The organism is Massilibacteroides vaginae, assembly GCF_900178525.1.
Lineage (GTDB): Bacteria > Bacteroidota > Bacteroidia > Bacteroidales > Tannerellaceae > Massilibacteroides > Massilibacteroides vaginae.
The window spans coordinates 616,189-636,996 of record NZ_FXDJ01000009.1; the positions used below are offsets into that span (position 1 = coordinate 616,189).

At 40.8% G+C, this 20,808-nt stretch carries 17 protein-coding genes and 1 pseudogene; 12 read left to right on the forward strand and 6 right to left on the reverse strand.

Annotated features, from left to right (window positions below; all coding sequences use genetic code 11):
* Positions 1 to 157 precede the first annotated feature (157 nt).
* Positions 158 to 820, forward strand: a complete 663-nt coding sequence (locus B9Y81_RS11095; RefSeq protein WP_394335449.1) for a tetratricopeptide repeat protein — start codon at positions 158 to 160, stop codon at positions 818 to 820.
* Here B9Y81_RS11095 and B9Y81_RS15520 read toward each other — a convergent pair.
* Positions 735 to 944: pseudogene (locus B9Y81_RS15520) on the reverse strand (ATPase); the annotation flags it as partial. The gene B9Y81_RS11095 and the pseudogene B9Y81_RS15520 overlap by 86 nt on opposite strands.
* Before the next feature lie 171 nt (positions 945 to 1,115).
* On the opposite strand from B9Y81_RS15520, the gene B9Y81_RS11100 reads away from it, so the two are divergent.
* On the forward strand, positions 1,116 to 2,639 hold the full coding sequence (locus tag B9Y81_RS11100; RefSeq protein WP_085536991.1) for a glycoside hydrolase family 10-like protein: 1,524 nt from the start codon (positions 1,116 to 1,118) through the stop codon (positions 2,637 to 2,639).
* Positions 2,636 to 3,844 carry a clostripain-related cysteine peptidase gene (locus B9Y81_RS11105; RefSeq protein ID WP_085536992.1) on the forward strand — a complete coding sequence of 403 codons (1,209 nt, stop codon included), beginning with the start codon at positions 2,636 to 2,638 and terminating at the stop codon, positions 3,842 to 3,844. Before B9Y81_RS11100 ends, B9Y81_RS11105 begins: the two co-directional genes overlap by 4 nt.
* A gap of 3 nt (positions 3,845 to 3,847) precedes the next feature.
* Here the strand turns inward: B9Y81_RS11105 and B9Y81_RS11110 are convergent, their stop codons facing one another.
* Positions 3,848 to 6,133, reverse strand: coding sequence for a lamin tail domain-containing protein (locus tag B9Y81_RS11110; RefSeq protein ID WP_085536993.1), 2,286 nt, complete (start codon positions 6,131 to 6,133; stop codon positions 3,848 to 3,850).
* Between the two features lie 127 nt (positions 6,134 to 6,260).
* On the opposite strand from B9Y81_RS11110, the gene B9Y81_RS11115 reads away from it, so the two are divergent.
* On the forward strand, positions 6,261 to 7,268 hold the full coding sequence (locus B9Y81_RS11115) for an aspartate-semialdehyde dehydrogenase (RefSeq protein ID WP_085536994.1): 1,008 nt from the start codon (positions 6,261 to 6,263) through the stop codon (positions 7,266 to 7,268).
* Positions 7,269 to 7,746: 478 nt separating this feature from the next.
* Here B9Y81_RS11115 and B9Y81_RS11120 read toward each other — a convergent pair whose 3' ends face one another.
* Positions 7,747 to 8,901 carry a cytochrome d ubiquinol oxidase subunit II gene (locus tag B9Y81_RS11120; protein ID WP_085536995.1) on the reverse strand — a complete coding sequence of 385 codons (1,155 nt, stop codon included), beginning with the start codon at positions 8,899 to 8,901 and terminating at the stop codon, positions 7,747 to 7,749.
* A gap of 15 nt (positions 8,902 to 8,916) precedes the next feature.
* Positions 8,917 to 10,479 carry a cytochrome ubiquinol oxidase subunit I gene (locus B9Y81_RS11125; RefSeq protein WP_085536996.1) on the reverse strand — a complete coding sequence of 521 codons (1,563 nt, stop codon included), beginning with the start codon at positions 10,477 to 10,479 and terminating at the stop codon, positions 8,917 to 8,919.
* A gap of 410 nt (positions 10,480 to 10,889) precedes the next feature.
* On the opposite strand from B9Y81_RS11125, the gene B9Y81_RS11130 reads away from it, so the two are divergent.
* The 8 genes from B9Y81_RS11130 (at position 10,890) to eco (ending at position 17,603) form a co-directional block, all read left to right on the forward strand.
* Positions 10,890 to 12,371, forward strand: a complete 1,482-nt coding sequence (locus B9Y81_RS11130; protein ID WP_085536997.1) for a Gfo/Idh/MocA family oxidoreductase — start codon at positions 10,890 to 10,892, stop codon at positions 12,369 to 12,371.
* 26 nt (positions 12,372 to 12,397) lie between these two features.
* Positions 12,398 to 13,276 (forward strand): 3-keto-disaccharide hydrolase, encoded by an 879-nt coding sequence (locus B9Y81_RS11135; protein WP_085536998.1) that lies wholly within the window; start codon positions 12,398 to 12,400, stop codon positions 13,274 to 13,276.
* A gap of 94 nt (positions 13,277 to 13,370) precedes the next feature.
* The gene (locus B9Y81_RS11140; RefSeq protein ID WP_085536999.1) at positions 13,371 to 13,880 is read left to right on the forward strand and encodes a DoxX family membrane protein; all 510 of its coding nucleotides are present in this window, start codon (positions 13,371 to 13,373) and stop codon (positions 13,878 to 13,880) included.
* A 3-nt stretch (positions 13,881 to 13,883) separates the two neighbouring features.
* Positions 13,884 to 15,539, forward strand: a complete 1,656-nt coding sequence (locus tag B9Y81_RS11145) for a Gfo/Idh/MocA family protein (protein ID WP_085537000.1) — start codon at positions 13,884 to 13,886, stop codon at positions 15,537 to 15,539.
* Between the two features lie 117 nt (positions 15,540 to 15,656).
* A complete protein-coding gene (locus B9Y81_RS11150) occupies positions 15,657 to 16,028 on the forward strand; it encodes a DUF6249 domain-containing protein (RefSeq protein WP_085537001.1) in 372 nt (123 codons plus the stop codon).
* Between the two features lie 15 nt (positions 16,029 to 16,043).
* Positions 16,044 to 16,607 (forward strand): RNA polymerase sigma factor, encoded by a 564-nt coding sequence (locus B9Y81_RS11155; RefSeq protein WP_085537002.1) that lies wholly within the window; start codon positions 16,044 to 16,046, stop codon positions 16,605 to 16,607.
* Positions 16,604 to 16,984 carry a hypothetical protein gene (locus tag B9Y81_RS11160; protein ID WP_085537003.1) on the forward strand — a complete coding sequence of 127 codons (381 nt, stop codon included), beginning with the start codon at positions 16,604 to 16,606 and terminating at the stop codon, positions 16,982 to 16,984. The genes B9Y81_RS11155 and B9Y81_RS11160 overlap by 4 nt, the downstream gene beginning before the upstream one ends.
* Positions 16,985 to 17,105: 121 nt before the next feature.
* On the forward strand, positions 17,106 to 17,603 hold the full coding sequence (gene eco / locus B9Y81_RS11165; protein WP_085537004.1) for a serine protease inhibitor ecotin: 498 nt from the start codon (positions 17,106 to 17,108) through the stop codon (positions 17,601 to 17,603).
* A 70-nt stretch (positions 17,604 to 17,673) separates the two neighbouring features.
* Here eco and B9Y81_RS11170 read toward each other — a convergent pair whose 3' ends face one another.
* Complete coding sequence (locus tag B9Y81_RS11170) at positions 17,674 to 17,886, reverse strand: helix-turn-helix domain-containing protein (RefSeq protein WP_085537005.1); 213 nt, start codon at positions 17,884 to 17,886, stop codon at positions 17,674 to 17,676.
* A gap of 21 nt (positions 17,887 to 17,907) precedes the next feature.
* Complete coding sequence (gene sppA, locus B9Y81_RS11175) at positions 17,908 to 19,671, reverse strand: signal peptide peptidase SppA (protein ID WP_085537006.1); 1,764 nt, start codon at positions 19,669 to 19,671, stop codon at positions 17,908 to 17,910.
* Between the last annotated feature and the right edge of the window lie 1,137 nt (positions 19,672 to 20,808).

Here is a 20,808-nt window from a genome sequence, read left to right on the forward strand (position 1 = left end):
AGTCAATCGCAAACAATATGCTGCGGTAATTGACAAGGTGGAAACGCTTACAGCAAGCGACTCATCGAATTTCAATACAATGTATTCGATAGGGCAGGCTTATGAAGGCTTGCTACGGTATCGAAAGGCTTACGATTTTTATCACCATTGTTTCTATATGGACACGACAAACATCGATGTGTTGAATACCGTTGCCCGTACAGCAATCAACGTAGGCAAGGGAACGGAAGCAGAGCAGCTTTTTCGTAAAGTATTAGAAACAGACAGTCTTAATTTTTACGCCAACCATCAACTGGCTCGTCTTTATTATCAGACGGGCGACTATGAGAAATCGATAAAAAGATACGCTACCCTGATTGAATATAATGAGCAAAACTCCGCTTTATTAGCCGGATTGGGAGATTGCTACACCAAAATGGAACAATACTTTCCGGCGGTATCCAGTTATTTTCTGGCTTACAATTACAATCGTGAAAACGCCGGTCTCGCAAGCAACCTCATCAACGGTATGCTACGCATCGGTGGTGATTACACAGAAGAGGCGTTGGCCATTTGCGACACAGCACTCTATTACAATCCCGGAAACAGACAGATCCTGCGAAACAAAGGGATGGCACTCTACATGAACAAACGTTATGCGGAGGCTGATACGCTATACACCTCGCTGATGGAGACAGGAGACTCCACCTACATCACATTAAAATACGGAGGCATTTGCAGATATCAGGCCGGACGAATGCGTGAAAATCTTTTTTTATCAGTGGGGAATAAAAACAGTGCCTTATCAGCCCTGTCTTCCCCATACGACGAGGCGATATAATTGAGGTGTTACGGAAATTTAGTATAGAAGTCAGCAATTCTTCCGATTCTTTTTTTCGGTCGCAAAAATATACGGGTGCAACATATCCTCCTATTATAAATGGATTACGTATTTTATCTTCCATAAACTAAACGTTTTTTCAAATGTAATTATTTAATTTTGAATAATTACTATTCGAATAATCATATTACACCTAATGAACTTGTTGGTTACAACTATTTTCGGTTCAAATGGAATATATTTCTGTAAATTCAATCTTATCACTATTTTTGCAGGAAATTAAATCCGTAAATTCATGTCTGCTAATTATTTCCGGCTATTATCCGTGGCTCTGATTGTGTTTATTACATCCTGTTCCGTTTCTAAACAAGTAACGGCTCCGGTATCGGAGAATCCGAAAAGAGAATTTCGGGGAGCCTGGATACAAACTGCTTTTCAAGGCGAATATAAAAACATGTCTCCTGCAGAAATGAAGACCAGCTTTATTAAAAAACTGGATTTCTTACAAGATTGCGGCATCAACGCTATCGTTTTTCAGGTACGCCCCGAAGCCGATGCTTTTTATAAATCAGACATTGAACCCTGGAGTCGTTTCTTTACCGGCGAACAGGGGCTTGCTCCAGCGGGTAATTTTGATCCGATGGCTTTCCTTATTCAAGAATGTCATAAGCGAAATATGGAGTTTCACGCTTGGCTGAATCCTTATCGTGCAAGTACGGCAGGAGATACAAGGTTTGCAGATTCACATATTTATCATGATCGCCCCGATTTGTTTGTTACCTATAACAAGCAGGTTTTGTTTGATCCGGGGATCCCGGATAACCGACAGTTTATCTGCCGCGTAGTGCGTGATATTGTTTCCCGTTATGATGTGGATGCGATTCACATGGATGATTATTTCTATCCTTACCCTGCTCCGGGAGAATCTTTCCCCGATGATGTCAGTTTTCGGAAATACGGCAAACCGAAAGGTTATACCGATGCACAACGTGCGGATTGGAGGCGCGATAATGTAAACACCTTGATAAGCGAACTTAAACGGACTATCTTACTGAGCAAGCCTTGGGTGCGTTTCGGTATCAGCCCGTTTGGTATCTACAGAAACAGGAAAAGTACGCCTGACGGTTCCGGAAGTAACACAAACGGACTTCAGAATTACGACGATCTTTATGCCGATATAACACGCTGGGTAAAGGAAGGCTGGATCGATTATAACATTCCTCAACTCTATTGGGAGATGGGGCACACGGCGGCAGACTATACTACACTAATTAAATGGTGGAACAATAATGCCTACGGAGGTCATCTTTATATCGGACAAAGTGTAGCCCGTACTATGCAAGCAAAACAGCTGACTGACAAAATGCGTTATGCCCGTACGTTACCAAATGTAATGGGAAATTGTTTTTGGCCGGCCAACGAATTGCTTTGGAACAACGGAGGCGTTTCGGATAGTTTGAGAAGGCATTATCATCGTTCTCCGGCTCTTATTCCGGCCTACACACATTTACACAATCGGGCACCTAAAGAAATAAAGAAGCTAAAAGCCGAATGGACGGAGCATGGTTATATGCTCCATTGGCAAGCGGAACAAAGCCCTACAAATCCGGAGTTGGCTTCGTATTTCGTAATTTATCGTTTTGCAAAACACGAAATAAAAGATCTAAATAACCCCGATAATATCGTGGCTACAACCAGAAACTCCTTTTATTTGTTACCATATAAGAACGGAAACGAGAAATACACGTATATTGTAACGGCTGTAGACCGTTTTCATAATGAAAGTAAAAAAGGCAAAGTCAAAAAAGTAAAACTATGAAGTATCTTTTATCTTCATTTCTATTTCTCGCATTAATTCTCACAGGTTGTTCTGACGACGAAACACCGAACGGTCCAAGCCGAACTATTTTAGTCTACATGTCATCAGACTCCGATCTTGCAGGCAATACAGGAACAAACCTACAAGCACTAAAAACGGCATCTTCCACATTTGATATGCAGAATAATCGATTGCTTGTTTATATCAATCGACCAATTGAGCCACCAGTCTTAGTTCTTGTTCAAAACGGGATTGCAGACACAATTCAAACATATAGTATTAATCAAAGTTCCGGAACAAAAGAGGTCTTAAATGATATTATTTCTGAAGTACGAACAAAATACCCTGCAGAAAGTTACGGTTTAATCCTTTGGGGACACGGATTAAATTGGCTTCCTAATAAAAAAAAGCAGACATTTAGAACAGGAGATATTTATAATCAACTATCTAATAATATTGCAACCCCTACACGGCCTACAACAAAAAATTATGGTTATGACAAGAACCAAAATGCAATAGAATTAAACGATTTACAGAGTGCAATTCCAGATAACACTTTTGAATTTATACTTTTTGACGCTTGCTATATGGGTAGCATTGAAGTTGCATACACATTAAGAAGCAAATCCAAATATATTGTTTCTTCTGCTGCAGAAATATGGGATTTAGGCTTTCCTTACCAAAATATTTTCAGTCAATTATTTTCACAAGAAACTGAAAAAGCGTTACGATCTATATGCACTTCCTTTTATAATTTTTACACAATTGGAGAAGGAACCAGGAATAGAGACAAATCTGCTACTATATCATTAGTATCAACAGATGGTTTGTCTGATTTAGCATTAACTTCACGATCAATAATTATGAATAACAAAGAATCTTTAGAAAATATATCTTTATCCAACATTCAAAGCTTTGACAGAAGAAGTGCTTTTTACGCTCCTGGTCTAATTTCATATGACTTAAGAGATTATTTTTCACATATAGTTGACCCGGAAACACTAAACTCTTTTGATATCATCTTAAATAAAACAGTTCTATTCGAAAGACATACAGACAACCTATTTAAATATTTTTCAGATGGTTTTGATGTTAGCACGCATTGTGGATTAACATTATATCCTTATCAAACATTAAATAATAAACACCCAGAGCTCGGAGAATGGTACAAACAACTCGAATGGTATAAAGCTGTTTACGAATAAATCTCACTTTACAAGGAAAACTTTTTTATACGTCTTGCGTCCTCCTTGCGGATGATGTAGTTCGGCATGGAATATGTATACACCGGTTGAAGGCTTGTTTCCTCCGGTGGCAAATCCGTTCCAGGAGATTATACCTTCCGTTCCTAACAGTTCCTGATTAACGATCTCCGTGATTTTTCTGCCTGAAGTATCGTATATACTTGCCCTGCAAATATAACCGGCTCGATCTAAACGATAGGCTATTTCATAAGTTCCTGTTGCCGTTATAAACTCCGGATCTTGAATTCCCGTAGGATTTCCTCCGCCATTTGTTCCACCTTGTGAGTTGGCGTATCCCGGAGTTCCTCCTCCTGATAAGGAAGACGCGGAAGTCCAGTTGTCCGGATCTTGCGAATTGCCATCCAAATCAATTTTCTCCAACGCAACCCCTTTTTTATTTTTCACGGAAGAAGAGTGCCATTTTTCACTGTAATGCACCTCATCGATAACCTCCTTGTCTTTACTACGAAACAAAACAAGTTCTGATGATGTGTTCGCCAGAATAGGTAGCTTCACTTCGTTTATTTTTTCAGGCGAAGGCACTAAAAAGTAATCGAGCACACCCGCTGCGTTTTTAGTCAACACACAATATTCGCCCGCGTCAAGAGGTTCGGCGAGGGAGCTTAGCGCATAATTCGTGCTTAAGGTACCGTCCGACTTCCGAACGGCTACAGCCAATCCGTTCAGTGGCAATGTTCTTTTCGATCGGTTGTATAGTTCAATATATTCACTTCCTCCTACCTGTGGTTCGGGCAATAGTTCCGAAAAAACTATTTCGTAAGGAAGTACAACAACCTGATCGCTATCTCCTGCGTTCTCTCCTTGATCGGTCGTAGAATTTTTTGATCCGGGAGTGCCACCTCTTTCATCCGAAGAGTATTGCCAGCCCTCTCCTATCCGCTCCCACGAACAACCCGGTTTAGCCTCTGTATAAGTAATATCATCGATAAGAACACCCTCTTTGGTTGTTAACAGCAATTGTTTTCCCGTATTTGCTAATGCCGATGGAAATGTTGCTAAGGGAATTGAAACGCCACCGTTATCGACCTCTACAGCACGACCTTCACGAAAAAGCACCGCGTATCCTTTTGCAGGGATAGCCGATTTTAACAACGTTGCTTTTGCTGCATAGTAAAAAGACCAACCAGTCAGATCAATGGCTTCATTTGTTGTATTATGCAGTTCCACATACTCCGTTTCCGGCAGACCTTTTGCGCCATTGGGATTGGCCATAACTTCATTTATCAGGATATCTCCTTTACTGTATTGGGAAGTCACCGGCTTGGAGCTTTCGTTATCCGTAACCTCCGCTGTCGCAATAAAGGGAGATAGCGTTGAATGGTTTGATTCCCGATTCGAATCATACAGATTTTCGTAAGTTAAGGTATACGCCTTTCCATTTTCCATAGCTCCATACCAGATCAAACGAACCTGTGTTTCATCTTCCGACCAGTAGATTTCATCCACTTCGCCCAGCGATGTAAGAACGAAAGAAGCGTATTGCGGATCAACCGCCTGGTTAAAGGTCAGCAGAATTGTCGAGGCATCTTCCTGTTTAAGCGTAAGAACAGATAGTTCGGTGGGCTTAACAGGTAAAGCAGGTTCGGTTACGCTGAAATTTTTGATATCGACCGGACCGAAATATTTGTTTTTCGCATGATCTGTGGAATAATTACAATAGAGTATAAAGTAGCCCGGATTCACTTCGGGCGTATAGTAGGACGAACCTATTTCCGTAAAATCGGTCTTCGTATGGAGCCGGGCATATAATTTTATCTCCTCCTTATCGGCCACCACACGTATATGAATATCGAACGGATTATCCAGATTATTAATCGGTTTTGAAATTAACGCAGAAGGGCTTTCCCATGCTTTCTTTTTACAAAGGGATATTTTTTGCACCTGCCCTCCTCCTATTTCCACATAATAAGCGGATTGCTGATTGGAGAAATTACAGCTATCACTCCACAAATAAATACGCATATAGTTTGCAGACGTGGTTCGATAGCCTGATTTAACCCTGAAATTCCATTCATTTTCATTTAACGTAGCTCCATACAAGTATATCGCGGCTTTATCTTTTTGCGCTCTGGCGTTCAATCGCATAAATCCATTTTCTATCACAAATCGGTCTACATCCCCTTTCCAGGGATACTTATGCGCAATATCAACATTATCGAATGCATCGTGGAGTTGTGCATGTATACAAAAAGGCAGTAAAAATGCAAAAAACAAGAACAATTGTTTCATAGGTTATAAGGTTCTGTATTAAAATACGTATATTTGTGGCTTAAGCGTTATAACTGTTTAGCCTATAAATACTAAAAAGGCAAAGTTATAACGATTTTTTTATTCATTATATAAATTAACGCTCAAAATGAAAGTAGCAATTGTTGGAGTAAGCGGAGCCGTAGGACAAGAGTTCCTGCGCGTGCTTGATGAGAGAAACTTCCCGCTGGATGAGCTCGTACTTTTTGGCTCTTCCCGTAGTACAGGACGTTCTTATACCTTCCGGGGTAAGCAATACACTGTAAAGGAACTCAAGCATAACGACGACTTTAAGGGTATCGATGTTGCTTTTGTTTCAGCCGGAGGGGGAACATCTACCGAATTTGCGGAAACCATTACCAAACATGGCACCGTAATGATCGATAATTCCAGTGCGTTCCGCATGGATAATGATGTTCCTTTGGTTGTGCCGGAAGTAAATCCGGAAGACGCATTAAACCGTCCGCGCGGAATCATCGCAAACCCGAACTGTACAACTATACAAATGGTTGTAGCCTTGAAACCGATCGAAAAGATTTCGCATATAAAACGTGTACATGTATCTACCTATCAGGCAGCAAGTGGTGCGGGAGCATCTGCCATGGCCGAACTGGTAAAACAATACGAACAACTATTGAAGGAAGAAAAGCCAACGGTCGAAAAATTCGCTTATCAGCTGGCTTACAACGTAATTCCTCAGGTAGATGTATTCACAGACAACGGATACACTAAAGAAGAACTGAAGATGTATCATGAAACACGCAAGATCATGCACTCCGACATAGAAGTTAGTGCTACTTGTGTACGTGTGCCTGTTCTTCGTGCGCACAGCGAAGCTACCTGGGTAGAAACAGAACGCCCCATCAGTGTAGACGAAGCACGCAAAGCATTTGCAGAAGCAGAAGGTGTTGTTCTGCAAGATGATGCAGCAAGCAAAGATTATCCGATGCCGCTGTTTGTTGCCGATAAGGAACCTGTTTATGTAGGTCGTATCCGTAAGGATATCAGTAATCCAAACGGATTAACATTCTGGACCGTAAGCGACCAAATCAAGAAAGGTGCCGCACTGAACGCTGTTCAGATCGCCGAATACCTGATCAAAGTAAAGAATATCTAAGAGAATCATATCGCTGATCAACAGGTTTATCGAAGGATCTCCTATTACGTTTGTAGAGATCCTTTGATAAACTTTTTTTTTAATTAAAGATCTCCCCCTTCTTCTTATCGCTCCAACCAAAATATCGGGTTTACAACAAACATTTTTTTCTATTTTTTAAGTTAAAAACAGCACATACCCTCCTCTTTTTCGCTCAGTTTTCACAGTACTGATAATCAGCAGATTATTAATACTAAAAACATAAAGGTTATTTTTCAAAAGATAAAGGATATTTTTTCAAAAATAAAGGATATCTTTTCAAACATATAGTATTGTAAAAATCCGCCCCTGTATTAAGACCGAATTTGAATTGTTAATCTGTTGGAATTAACATATTCGCCAACCGGAAATTCCGATAGATTCACTAAACAAAAAAGGGTGTGTCAAAATAAAACATTTGACACACCCTCTCTTATTGTTTTAATGAATGAAGATTACATCAATAGGTATGTTGCCCTTCTTCTTCCATTTCTTTTTTGTCGATCTTACGTATGTCCAATGCTTTCCATGCATGGTAGATATACCACAGCACGAATGGAACAAGAATGGAAACATAGCTCATCGTTTTCAACGTAAAAAGACTTGAGCAGCTGTTTTCGATTGTCAACGAGCTTTGGAGATTGGTTACCGAAGGATAATAAGCCGTGTTATTCCAACCTACGCAAAGGAAAAGAGCAAGCACCGTCAGTACAGTTCCCACACCCGAGAACCAGATACCTTTTTTCCAGTTTCCCGGTAGAATCGTTTTAATGATACCAAATAATACAGAAACAACTCCCACAAGCAGAACAACCAAAACAGCAGGCATTTCGATCAGGTTCATAAAGTATTTATAAGGCTGCATAAACACTTCTTTAGTTTCTGGATTCACCGCAAATCCATCCTGCACCAAGGTGTGGATAAGGAATGCCAGGAAGAACACAAGGAATAAGGCTGTTTCCGGAATCAATTGTTTTCTGGAACGTTTATCTACCTCTTCATCGTTAATATTATTGATGAAGTAAAGCAAAGCCTGTATACGCGCAAGGAAGAAAACGGCCAATCCGAGACATACATTCCAGATTACCAATACCGCTTCTAATCCGTGCCACGGGTTGTCCCAAGAAGAGATAACCGGCATACCGATCTCCATCAGGTTTTCTTTATTCACTGAAAATTCAGCACCATTAAAGAATGTACCAACCGCTGTTCCTAAAAGTATCGGAGCCAACACACCGTTAATAATAAGGAATATCTGGTATGTTTTCTTTCCTAACAGATTTCCTTTCTTAGATTGATACTCGTAAGATACGGCTTGTATAACAAAACAAAACAGCAAAGCCATCCACACCCAGTAAGCACCACCAAAGCTGGTTGAGTAGAATAAAGGGAATGAAGCAAAGAAGGCCCCTCCGAAAGTAACCAGGGTTGTAAAGGTAAACTCCCATTTACGTCCGGTAGAGTTAAGCATCATTTTTTGTTGAAGTTCGGTTTTTCCTACCGTAAACAATAGTGACTGACCGCCTTGTACAAAGAGCAGGAAAACAAGCAATGCCCCCAGTAAAGAAATGATAAACCACCAGTATTGTTGCAATAATATATATGTACTATCCATGATTCTAATTGTTTTTTAGTTAGATTGTTTTTCGAATTCAGGTCCCTTTTTGATCGCTTTAATCATGATTCCGATCTCAGCAACCAACAGTACCGTAAACAAGATCAGGAACAAGAAAAAAGTAGCCTGAACAGAACCCACACTTAGTTTGGAAACAGAAGCCGACACCGGTAGAATATCCTGTATCGCCCAAGGCTGACGCCCTACTTCCGCCACAATCCAACCAGCCTGACTGGCTATATAAGCCAAAGGAATTGAACATAATAGAACCCATTGCAGCCAAACTGCCTTTTCCATCTTCTTTTTTCTTTCCATAAACACGGCGAGTGCAAACAGAAGAATAAAGAATCCGCCTAACAATACCATCACACGGAAAGAATAGAAAGTTAATCCTAACGGAGGAATAAGGTCTGCTTTATCGCGCACATAACCGTAACCGAAATATTCGAAGTTAGCTTCCAGCGTCGTTCTGTATTGCTGTGCAGCTACTTCATCTTTATCTTTTTTAGCTCTCTTGTAATCGGCCAACGCTTTAATAGCGATCTGACCTCTTTTAATTTTTTCTTCGGCCGAAATAGCAACAGTTCCGTCGTTTTTCGTATACCCTCCATCAATCAGGTTAATGATTCCCGGTACATATCCGTTCAAATCTCTTTCCGCAAAAAGAGAAAGCATTTTTGGCAATTGGATATTGAACAAGAAAGGATTCACACCGTCGTTATAGGCTTGCTTAGCCGGATTCAAAATACCTACAGCAACCAATCCTACTCCGTTACCACCTTCGTAAAGACCTTCCATTGCGGCAAGCTTCATCGGTTGTTTCTGAGCCACCTGATAAGCCGATCCGTCGCCGGTCCAAGCGGTTAATAAGGTAGCGATCAGTCCGAAAGTAGCGGCAATTTTTATGCTGCCTAAAGCAAATCTCGACTCACGTTTTTTCAGCAAAAACCAGGCGCTGATACCCACCACAAAAGCAGAACCCACGATCCAGCTTGAAACAACAGTGTGGAAAAATTTATTGATCGCCACAGGAGATAATGCAACTGCCCAGAAATCGTTCATTTCGTTTCGTACGGTGTCCGGGTTGAATTGCATACCGGCCGGAAATTGCATCCAGGCATTAGCAATCAAAATCCAAAGAGCCGATAAGGTAGCCCCAATAATAGTCAGCCAAGTTGCTGTAAGATGAAAACGTTTGCTTACTTTATTCCATCCAAAGAACATAATGGCAATAAATGTGGCTTCCATAAAGAACGCAAGAATGCCCTCAATCGCAAGCGGAGCTCCGAAGATATCTCCAACAAACCAACTATAGTTTGACCAGTTTGTTCCGAATTGGAACTCCATGATTAAACCAGTAGCGATACCGATCGCAAAATTTATCCCGAAAATTTTCATCCAGAATTTCGCCGTATCTTTCCAGAACGGGTCTCCCGTTTTGTAGTAGATAGATTCCATTATTGCCTGAATAACGCCAAGTCCAAGCGTAAGAGGAACAAACAACCAATGGTACATGGCCGTAAGAGCGAATTGGGCCCTTGACCAGTCAATTAAAGAGGTGTCAATGTTTTCAACCATAATTTTACAAATGTGTTTAGTGAATTTTAGTATGTATTTAGTCCGTAATTTACTATAAATAAAACAATCACTCAAACCAAGATGCGCGATCTTGGTTATTCATTATCAATAGAGTAAAAGAAAATATACTAAATAAAACAAATATAGTAAATATTGTATTTTATTAGCACTGAATAAACAAATATATTTACATTTGTATAGGTCTCTACCACCAATCAGATAAATATTATTTATATAAAAATAAAGAATCTCTATCAGCATTGTTAAAAAAGACTATTTTCGGAGATATTCAAACCTACAGCCCTTGACCATAATCAGGCATTGGCTATATTTGCGTTGCTTTGTCAAAAAGTATCATAAAAAAACAAAGAGCAAACATTATTAAGTGCTAATCTATAAAAATAATTATTATGTCAAACATTTCTAGAAGATCATTTCTTCAAAAAGGAACCGCGGCTGCTGCTGCTTTAACGATTGTTCCTAATGCAGTTCTTGGTAAAAGCCACGGACATACTTCTCCAACAGACAAAATGAACATTGCCGGTATTGGTATCGGAGGTATGGGTGCAGCTAACCTGCGCAACATGGAGTCTGAAAATATTGTAGCTCTTTGCGACGTAGACTGGAGATATTCGAAAAAAGTATTCGATAAATATCCTCAGGCAAAGAAATACTGGGATTATCGTAAGCTTTACGACGAAATGGGCAAATCAATTGACGGTGTAATGGTAGCTACTGCAGACCATACGCACGCGCTTATTACTGCCGACGCAATTACAATGGGTAAACACGTGTATACGCAGAAACCGCTTACACACTCAGTTTACGAATCTCGTTTATTAACAAAATTAGCCGACAAATATCAGATCGCTTCTCAGATGGGTAACCAAGGTGCTTCAGCTGAAGGCGTTGATTTGATCTGCGAATGGATTTGGAATGGCGAAATCGGTGAAATCACAAAAGTAGAATGTGCAACCGACCGTCCTATCTGGCCACAGGGATTGAACACTCCTGAAAAAGCATCTAAAATTGCTTCTACACTGAATTGGGATTTATTTACAGGTCCTGCAGCAATGCGTCCGTTTAATGAAGTTTATCATCCATGGAACTGGCGCGGATGGTGGGCTTATGGAACAGGAGCTCTTGGTGATATGGCTTGTCACATCATGCACCCGGTATTTAAAGCATTGAAATTAGGATACCCAACTAAAGCAGAAGGTTCTTCTACTTTATTATTGAACGATTGTGCTCCTCAAGCTCAACACGTAAAATTAACATTCCCTTCTCGCGACAATATGCCTAAAGTAGGTCTTCCTGAAGTTATCGTACACTGGTATGATGGTGGTATGATGCCTGATCGTCCGGAAGGATTCCCTCAAGGAAAAGAATTAATGGGCCCAGGTGGTGGTTTAACTATATTCCACGGAACTAAAGATACATTGATCTGCGGATGTTACGGACGTGAGCCTTGGTTGTTGTCAGGACGTGTTCCTAACGCTCCTAAAGTATGCCGTCGCGTAGACAAAGCAATGGATGGTGGTCACGAACAAGACTGGATCCGCGCTTCTAAAGAAAACGCTGCTAATCGTATATTGACAAAATCTGACTTCTCTGAAGCAGGTCCATTTAACGAAATGGTAGTTATGGGAGTATTGGCAGTACGTCTGCAAGCTCTTCATAAAGAATTACATTGGGATGGTATAAACATGAAGTTCACTAACATCGGTGATAACGAAACGATTAAGACTGTTATTAAAGACGGCTTTACAATCAAAGACGGTCACCCATCATTTAATAAAGACTACACAGATCCGGTTAATGCAAAACAATTCGCTGAAGAATTGATCAAGCATAACTATCGTGCAGGATGGAAATTGGCTGATATGCCTTGATAATTTATTTGTAAGAATTAAATAAAATGAAGAAAACTATTTTATTAGCAAGTGCTGCTACCATGATGTGTGTTTTTGCATCTTGTGGAGGTGGTAAAAAAGCTGAAGAAGCGCCTGCAGAAGAAGCTGCTCCTACTGCTACACAATTGGCGATCAACACAAAGCCTCTTGATGAAAGCGTAAATGCAGAAGAATCTTTTGAAGTAGATAAGGATGGCTATATCTCTATTTTTGATGGAAAAACGTTCAAGGGATGGCGTGGTTATGGAAAAGACCATGTTCCGGGAAAATGGACTATCGAAGATGGATCTCTTAAATTCAACGGAACAGGTGGAGGAGAAGCTCAGGACTTAGACGGAGGAGATATCATATTTGCTCATAAGTTCAAAAACTTCGAATTAACTTTTGACTGGAAAGTAGCTAAAGGCTCAAACTCTGGTGTGTTCTTCTTAGCTCAAGAAATTGAGTCAACTGATAAAGACGGAAATAAGAGATTAGAACCAATCTACATTTCTTCTCCTGAGTATCAAATCTTAGATAACGAAAACCATCCTGATGCCAAAATGGGTAAAAATGGTAACCGTAAATCTTCTTCTCTTTACGACATGATTCCTGCTGAACCTCAAAACGCTAAGCCTTTTGGCGAGTGGAACACAGGTAAAATCATGGTGTATAAAGGAACAGTAGTTCATGGTCAAAACGGCGAAAATGTAGTGGAATACCACTTATGGACTCCACAATGGACTGATCTGCTTCAGGCAAGTAAGTTTAGCGAAAAAGCATGGCCGATTGCTTTCGAACTATTAAATAACCTGGGTGGAGAAAAACGTGAAGGTTATATTGGCTTCCAAGACCACGGAGATGATGTATGGTTCCGCAATATTAAGGTTAAAGTATTAGACTAATCTTAATTTTCGGTATCGAAAGATACTAACTTATTAGTTACCCGAAGCCGAAAGTATATTCGTGCTTCGGGTATTTTTTTTATTACACAATGCAATGAAAACAACTCAAAATTACTCCAATGCGCAAGTTACCTGGTTGGTAATCTTACGCGTATTTATTGGCTGGCATTTTATGTACGAGGGATTAGTGAAGATCCTTAATCCTAAATGGACTTCGCTTCCTTATTTACTTGATTCAAAAGGGCCGGCATCTTCTTTCTTTATTAATTTAACACAGAATGATTCTGTGATGACACTAGTGAATATTTGTAATGAGTGGAGCCTCTTCTGTATTGGATTTTGTTTGATTCTCGGAGTATTCTCTAAACTTGCCTCCATTGGGGGTATGATTCTTCTTTTTGCCTATTCCTTGTCGCATCCTGCCTTAATCGAAACATCTTACATGATGCCGTTTGAGGGTTCATATCTGTGGATAGACAAGAACTTGGTAGAGTTTGCTGCACTTGGTGCTTTAGCGGTATTCCCTACTTCTAAAATTATTGGTTTAGACCGGTTACTTATTAAAATTCTGCCTGCCGGTTTCTTAAAATTAAAACTGATTTAAATTATGGCAACAGAAGAAACAAACAAGAACGAAAATCAGAACCAGCCCGACAAAGGTCGCCGGGAAACGTTAAAAGCGTTGGCTACTGCTCCTGTTTTAGGGGCTTTGGCTTATGGCGTTTATAAGAAAAAGAAATACGCACTGGGCAATCGTGACATTTCAGATGTATTTAAGATAAGTGGTAATGAAGCCAGTTTTCTTGAGCCTGTTAAAGACGGGCAAAAAATACGGGTGGGTATTATTGGATTTGGTATCAGAGGTAAACAATTGCTTCGTGCTGCCGGATTTGCAGAGCCTTCGTGGATCGACAAAATGATCGACGCGAATAAAGCAAACAAAAAAGACACCCGTTACGAACAATATCTGGAACAGGATGATCTGAATATTGAAATAACAGCCGTTTGCGACATCTTTGATGTATATGGAGAAGACGCAATATTAGCCGGGTCTAATATTCACAGAGAAGGTAGTAACGGCAAGTTCGGGAAAGCACCGAAACGCTACAGACATTACAAAGAATTGTTAGCGGCTGAAGATGTTGACGCGGTAATCATTGGAACTCCGGACCACTGGCATAGCACAATGGCTATGGAAGCTGCAAAAGCCGGCAAACATGTATACTGCGAAAAACCGTTATCTTGGACAGTTCCTGAAACCTACATGGTGCGGCAAGCGATTAAAGAAACTGGTATAGTATTCCAGCTCGGTCATCAGGGACGGCAAACGGATTGTTATCAAAAAGCCGCGGAGATTATCGGAAACGGACTTCTTGGTCCGGTAAACCTCATCGAAGTATGTACTAATCGTAACTCACCAAACGGAGCCTGGGTTTACGATATAATAGAAGGTTCATCTCCCAAAACGATTGACTGGGCACAGTTTGAAGGTCCGGAAGAACGTGTAAAGGAATACATGGACTACATGAAGAAATATAATTTGGAAAGATATATCGGTCCGGAAGAACGAAGCAAGTTCAGCTTAGAACGTTTCTTCCGCTGGCGCTGCTGGTGGGATTACAGTACCGGTTTGTCAGGCGATTTGCTGACGCACGAATACGATGCCGTAAATCAAATTATGAAAGTTGGCATTCCACATTCGGCAACTTCTTCCGGAGGTGTATATTTCTTTAAAGACGGACGTACTGTTCCCGACGTGCTACAAACCACTTTCGAGTTTCCTGATCATAATATGGCAATGCTCTACAGTGCAACGCTGGCAAGTACCAGGAATAGAGGAAAAGTGTTTATGGGCCATGATGCGTCTATGGAAGTATCGAATATATTGCAGGTAACTGTAGATAGGGATTCTACTCGTTATGCGGAAAAGATTCAAAGCGGAGTGATTCCTACCGATGATCCGTTCTATACGTATGTGCCGGGACAAAGCAGTTCCGACTCGGTAACATCGCCTACAGAACTCTATTTTGCAAAACGTGGTCTGCTTTATACGTATGTTAACGGCAAAAGATATGACACCACCCACTTGCATATCCGCGAATGGCTGGAATGTATACGTCAGAAAAAAACACCGAGTTGCAACATAGATCAGGCCTTCGAGGAAGCAATGACCGCCCACATGGGAACACGCGCATACCTTGAAGGACGCACCATGTATTGGGATAAAGACAAAGAGGAGATCGTAAGGGGAGAATTTTCCTGATATCTTTCAACATAAAAGAAAAAGCGGATAATATTTGTCCGCTTTTTTTGTAACCATATCTTTGTACACTGTGTCCTATATACAAAACGGATTAATAACAATTAAAAACAAAAAAACATGGAAGGTCTTTTAATCCCAATTGTAGCTATTGTATGTACAATAGGTCTCCCCATTATAATGGTAATCATACTCGGGGTACAGGCACAAAGAGGACGCCACGAAGAACGATTAGCAATGATCGAAAAAGGAACTGTACTCGAAGAAGCGGAGAAAAAGCCCAATCGTTATCCTGCCCTACGCAATGGTATTGTAATGATCGGACTCTCTTTAGGACTGATAGTCGGACTCTATGTTGACCCTTATTTACCGAGTTACAATGACTACTTTTCATTCGGTATTCCAGCATTTACCATTTTATTCGGCGGAATAGGGTTTATCGTTTATTTCTTTTTTTCTCGCAGTATGCAACAGAAAGAGCGTAAGAACTGAACGAATAACATGTAAATGGAAGAACGAAAGTGGATAGATCAAATTCTGGCAGGAGATACACAAAGTTTCTCCTGTCTTATCGCGAAGTATGAAAAAATGGCTTATACGCTCGCCTTTCGTTTGATGGGGAATAAAGAAGAAGCAGAGGAAGTAACCCAGGATGCGTTCATCAAGGTTTACGGGGCCTTGGATACGTTCAAGTTCGAAAGTAAATTCTCAACATGGCTCTACCGCATCGTCTATCGCACGGCATTGACAGCCTTACGCCAACAGAAAATATTTACCGATTACGACGAAGCAAGACCGGAAGAGCTAACTGAAGACGAGATGGATTCGGCCTCTTCTTTATTGGAAAGAAACGACAGACGCGAGATTATATCAAACGTGTTGAAAATACTTTCTTCGGATGAAGCCATGTTGCTTACGTTGTTTTATCTGGAAGAATGTTCGATTGAAGATATCCGTCAGATCACAGACCTGACCGTCTCTAACATAAAAGTAAAGTTGTTTCGCGCCAGAAAACATTTTTACGAAAAGCTACAACAGATTATGAGAACAGAAACAATGAGTTTATTATGAAACGAAACGAACAAGATACTGATCAATTAACCCGCGCGTTAATGCAGGAAACGGTAGAGAAACCGTCATCAGAACTAAATAGCCGTATTATGGCTTTCTTGCTTAAAAAAGCACCACAAAAGCAAGCGTTCAGCATCAAGAAATCGGTTTCTGCCGGTCAACTCTTTATTCTTTTTGTCGTTTATATGTTTGTAATCGCAGGAGGATTGCTGCTTATGCAAAAACAGAGCGAAGATTTATCCGAATTAATGCTTCTGCTGAAACAACTATTCCCGATCATCCTTACTGTAGCCGGTGGTGTATCCTTTTTTGTTCTATTCGGATTACTCGACGAATGGCTTCAACAACACGGATATAAAATACCGCAAGAAGAGTAATACTATTTCCTCATTTAAACGACTGATGATTAAACTATGTTAAATCTATACCCGGCAAACAAGCATTAACCTGATTCGTGCATCTATACTTTCAGAACGAACCAGTTAAACAAATAGGAAAATGAAAAAAGTCGGATTAGTATTAGGTAGTTTTGTATTGAGTTTACTATTTTGCGTAAATATGAATGCACAGTGTAAAACAACAGGCACGGAAGAGGCCATCAAAAATTTAAAACCTTACCCGGCAGTTCTCAACAACTTAGAAAGACACGTACTGTTTCTTGAGGAAAAGACAGATGAAAATCTTTTCAAGGTTGAACTGATAGCAGGCAAGACAATGGAAGTGGATTGTAACCGCCATGGATTAGTAGGCAACTTCAGCGAAGAAACGCTTCAGGGATGGGGATATACTTACCATGTATTTGCTACAGAGAATCAGGTCATATCCACACTAATGGGTTGTCCGGATAATACAAAGACTGAAAAATTTGTATCGGCACAACCAATTACGGTTAGATATAACAGCCGATTACCGATTGTGGTGTATCTGCCGGAAGGAGTGGAACTAAAATACAGAATATGGACAGCCGGTCCGGAAAGTTCGGTAGGTAAGGAGTAAGAATAATACAATTAAAATAGGTAAGGCGCACAACCGGGGTTAGAGAACCCATGGTTGTGCGCCTTTTTCATTACATTTTGTCTTCTTTATAGGCCAGAATATCACCGGGCTGACAGTCCAGCTCTTTACAAATGGCTTCCAGCGTAGAGAAACGTACGGCCTTCGCCTTGCCCGTCTTTAAGACAGAAAGATTGGCCGGAGTGATAGCTACGCGTTCGGCCAAATCACCGAGTGATATCTTACGTTTTGCCATCACGACATCCAGATTTACTACAATCGACATTATTCGCTGTTTTAATTCATATTACATTGCTTCAATTCCTACCGGCATCAATGCTTGTATTCCGGTTTGAGGTGTAGCCGAATGAATTAATTTGAATGTTTCGTATTTGTCGCCTAAATAACTTTTGATCAGACTGATCTTTATTTCTTCCAATTTGCTTTCCAACAATTCGGTAAGGAAATCTTTGTTTGAGTTGTAGGCAATCACACTATAATCGTCCAGATCAGCCAACAAAGCGGCTTCTTCAATCGCGGTATCCACACCACCCAACTTATCAACCAATCCTCTTTCAAGCGCTTGTTCTCCGGTCCATACCCTACCTTGCCCGATAAAGTCTATTTCATTTTTTGTCATTCCGCGTCCTTCGGCACAACGACTAATGAACAAATCATACGTACGCTCTACCGATGCCTGAATAATCGCTTTTTCACTGTCGGTCATTGGGCGTGACATATTTCCTATATCAGCCAAAGGATTTGTTTTAACCACATCGGTAGTTAACCCTACTTTATCAAATAAACCGGCACTGTTCGGCAGAATACCAAACACCCCGATCGATCCTGTCAACGTAGTTGGCTCTGCTACAATCTTATTGGCTCCGCACGAAATATAATACCCTCCGGAAGCAGCATAAGTTCCCATAGAAACGACTACGGGTTTCTTTTCTTTCAGTTCAATCACCTTTTTCCAAATCTGCTCAGAAATATAGGCGCTTCCTCCCGGAGAATTTACACGAAACACAACGGCTTTAATTTCGTCGTCTTTTGCCAGTTTCTGCAATTCGTCTCCTACCTTCTCGGTGATAAGTTGCGTACTGCCTCCCATTCCGGAAATCTGTTCCATAATTTGTCCTTCCGCATAAAGGATCGCGATCTTATCCGCTTTTACTTTCTTTTTATCCTTAAGCATTCCCATTTTATTTGTATTGGCAACAATCAGTTTGCCATCAACGTCTTGTCCGGCTTTAACTTTCACCAGATTTTCCACGTCCGAACGATAACGAACGCCATCGGTCAACTTCATATCTACCGTGGCTTGTCCTTCTTCAAAAAATTTCCCTTCGTTAATAAAAGCAGTTAATTGTTCCTCGCCAATGGGACGACTGGCAAGTATCTTTGAAGTTATATTCTTCCATACAGATGCCTGATAGGATGAAATCTGTTCGCGGTTTTCGTCACTAAACTTCTTTAAGAAATAAGGTTCAACAGCACCTTTAAATGTTCCAACCTTAAATATCTCAAAATCTACCCCTATTTTATCAGCCAATCCGGTATAGAATAAACCAACAGAAGAAAGTCCATGCAACTCTACTCTCCCCAGCGGATTCACAAACACCGAATCTGCAACACTTGCCACATAGTAGCCGCCCTGCGTATAACTGTCGGCATACGAAATAATAAACTTACCACTTTCCTTAAAATCTTCCAACGCTTCACGAATAGCATTTAAAGTTGCCGTTGATGACGCCGTATTCGCTGTTTCAAGATAAATACCCTTAATATTATCATTCTCCTTTGCCAAACGAACCGACCGAAGAATTTTAGATAAAGACATGGACTCCTTCTCACCAAGCAGTTCTAATAAAGGATTAGACACACTATTTTCGACAATAGCTCCATCCAACACAAGTTTAAACACCGTGTTTTGCTTTGGCTTATATTCAGACTCACCGATACTTGATGCCATAATTCCGGTAAATACAAACGATCCCACAATAACAAGAACCAGCACACCCATCAATACCCCAAACATGGAAGCAAAGACACTCTTAAAAAATTGTTTCATAAAATTCAGCTGTATTAAATAAAAAATATATTGTTAAACCCTACTCTACTTTAGCCATTAACCAATAATAAACAACACGCATAAAAATCGTTTGGCAAATAAATGCAACTTTTTTTACTCCACCAAACAAGACAATAAATAATTATCGATAAACAATAATTTCATCCACCCAAACACAAAAAAAAGAAAGATGTTACAAGTAGATAAGGGCAAAAGAAATTATTGCCCCTACATTAATATAATAACAAAGACTTTTCCGCTGATCATACACATTGTCATCCTGAGCCTGTCGAAGGATCTCATACCAACCCCACTGTCATCTTGAGCTTGTCGAAAGATCTCATACCAATCCCATTGTCATCTTGAGCTTGTCGAAGGGTCTCATACCAATCCCGTTGTCACCCTGAGCTTGTCGAAAGATCTCATACCAACTGACTATTATTGAACGAAGCCCCATGCAGAGATCTCTCCACTCCGGTCGAGATGACAGGAGAGGGTAGGTCGAGATGACAGGGGAGGTGATCGCAACAACAAAGAGAAGCGGATCCTACCCGGAAAAGAGCGCGATGCCGCGCCAAGCGGCGAGCCGTGAAAAAACCGGCCTCACTGGATGAGCGTTAAAAAAAACACGGAGCGAAAGCGTTAAAAACAAATCGTTGTTTGAGCGTAGCGAGTTTCGATTTGTTTAGCGAAAGCGCAGTGTTTTTTAGCGAAGGAAGTGCAGCCTTGATCTTTTTTGCTTCGTTTTTTGGATCAAGCCAAAAAATGAAGTGGGGTCACAGGGGTGAAACCCCTTAAAACCCTGTCCCATCCACTGTCACCCTGAGCTTGTCGAAGGGTCTCATACCAATCCCATTGTCATCCTGAGCTTGTCGAAAGATCTCATACCATCTGACTATTTTTTAACGAAGCCCCATGCAGAGATCTCTCCACTTCGGTCGAGATGACAGGGGAGGGCGGTCGAGATGACAGGAGAGGGTAGGTCGAGATGACAGGGGAGGTGATCGCAACAACAAAGAAAAGCGGATCCTACCCGGAAAAGAGCGCGATGCCGCGCCAAGCGGCGAGCCGTGAAAAAACCGGCCTCACTGGATGAGCGTTAAAAAAAACACGGAGCGAGAGCGTTAAAAACAAATC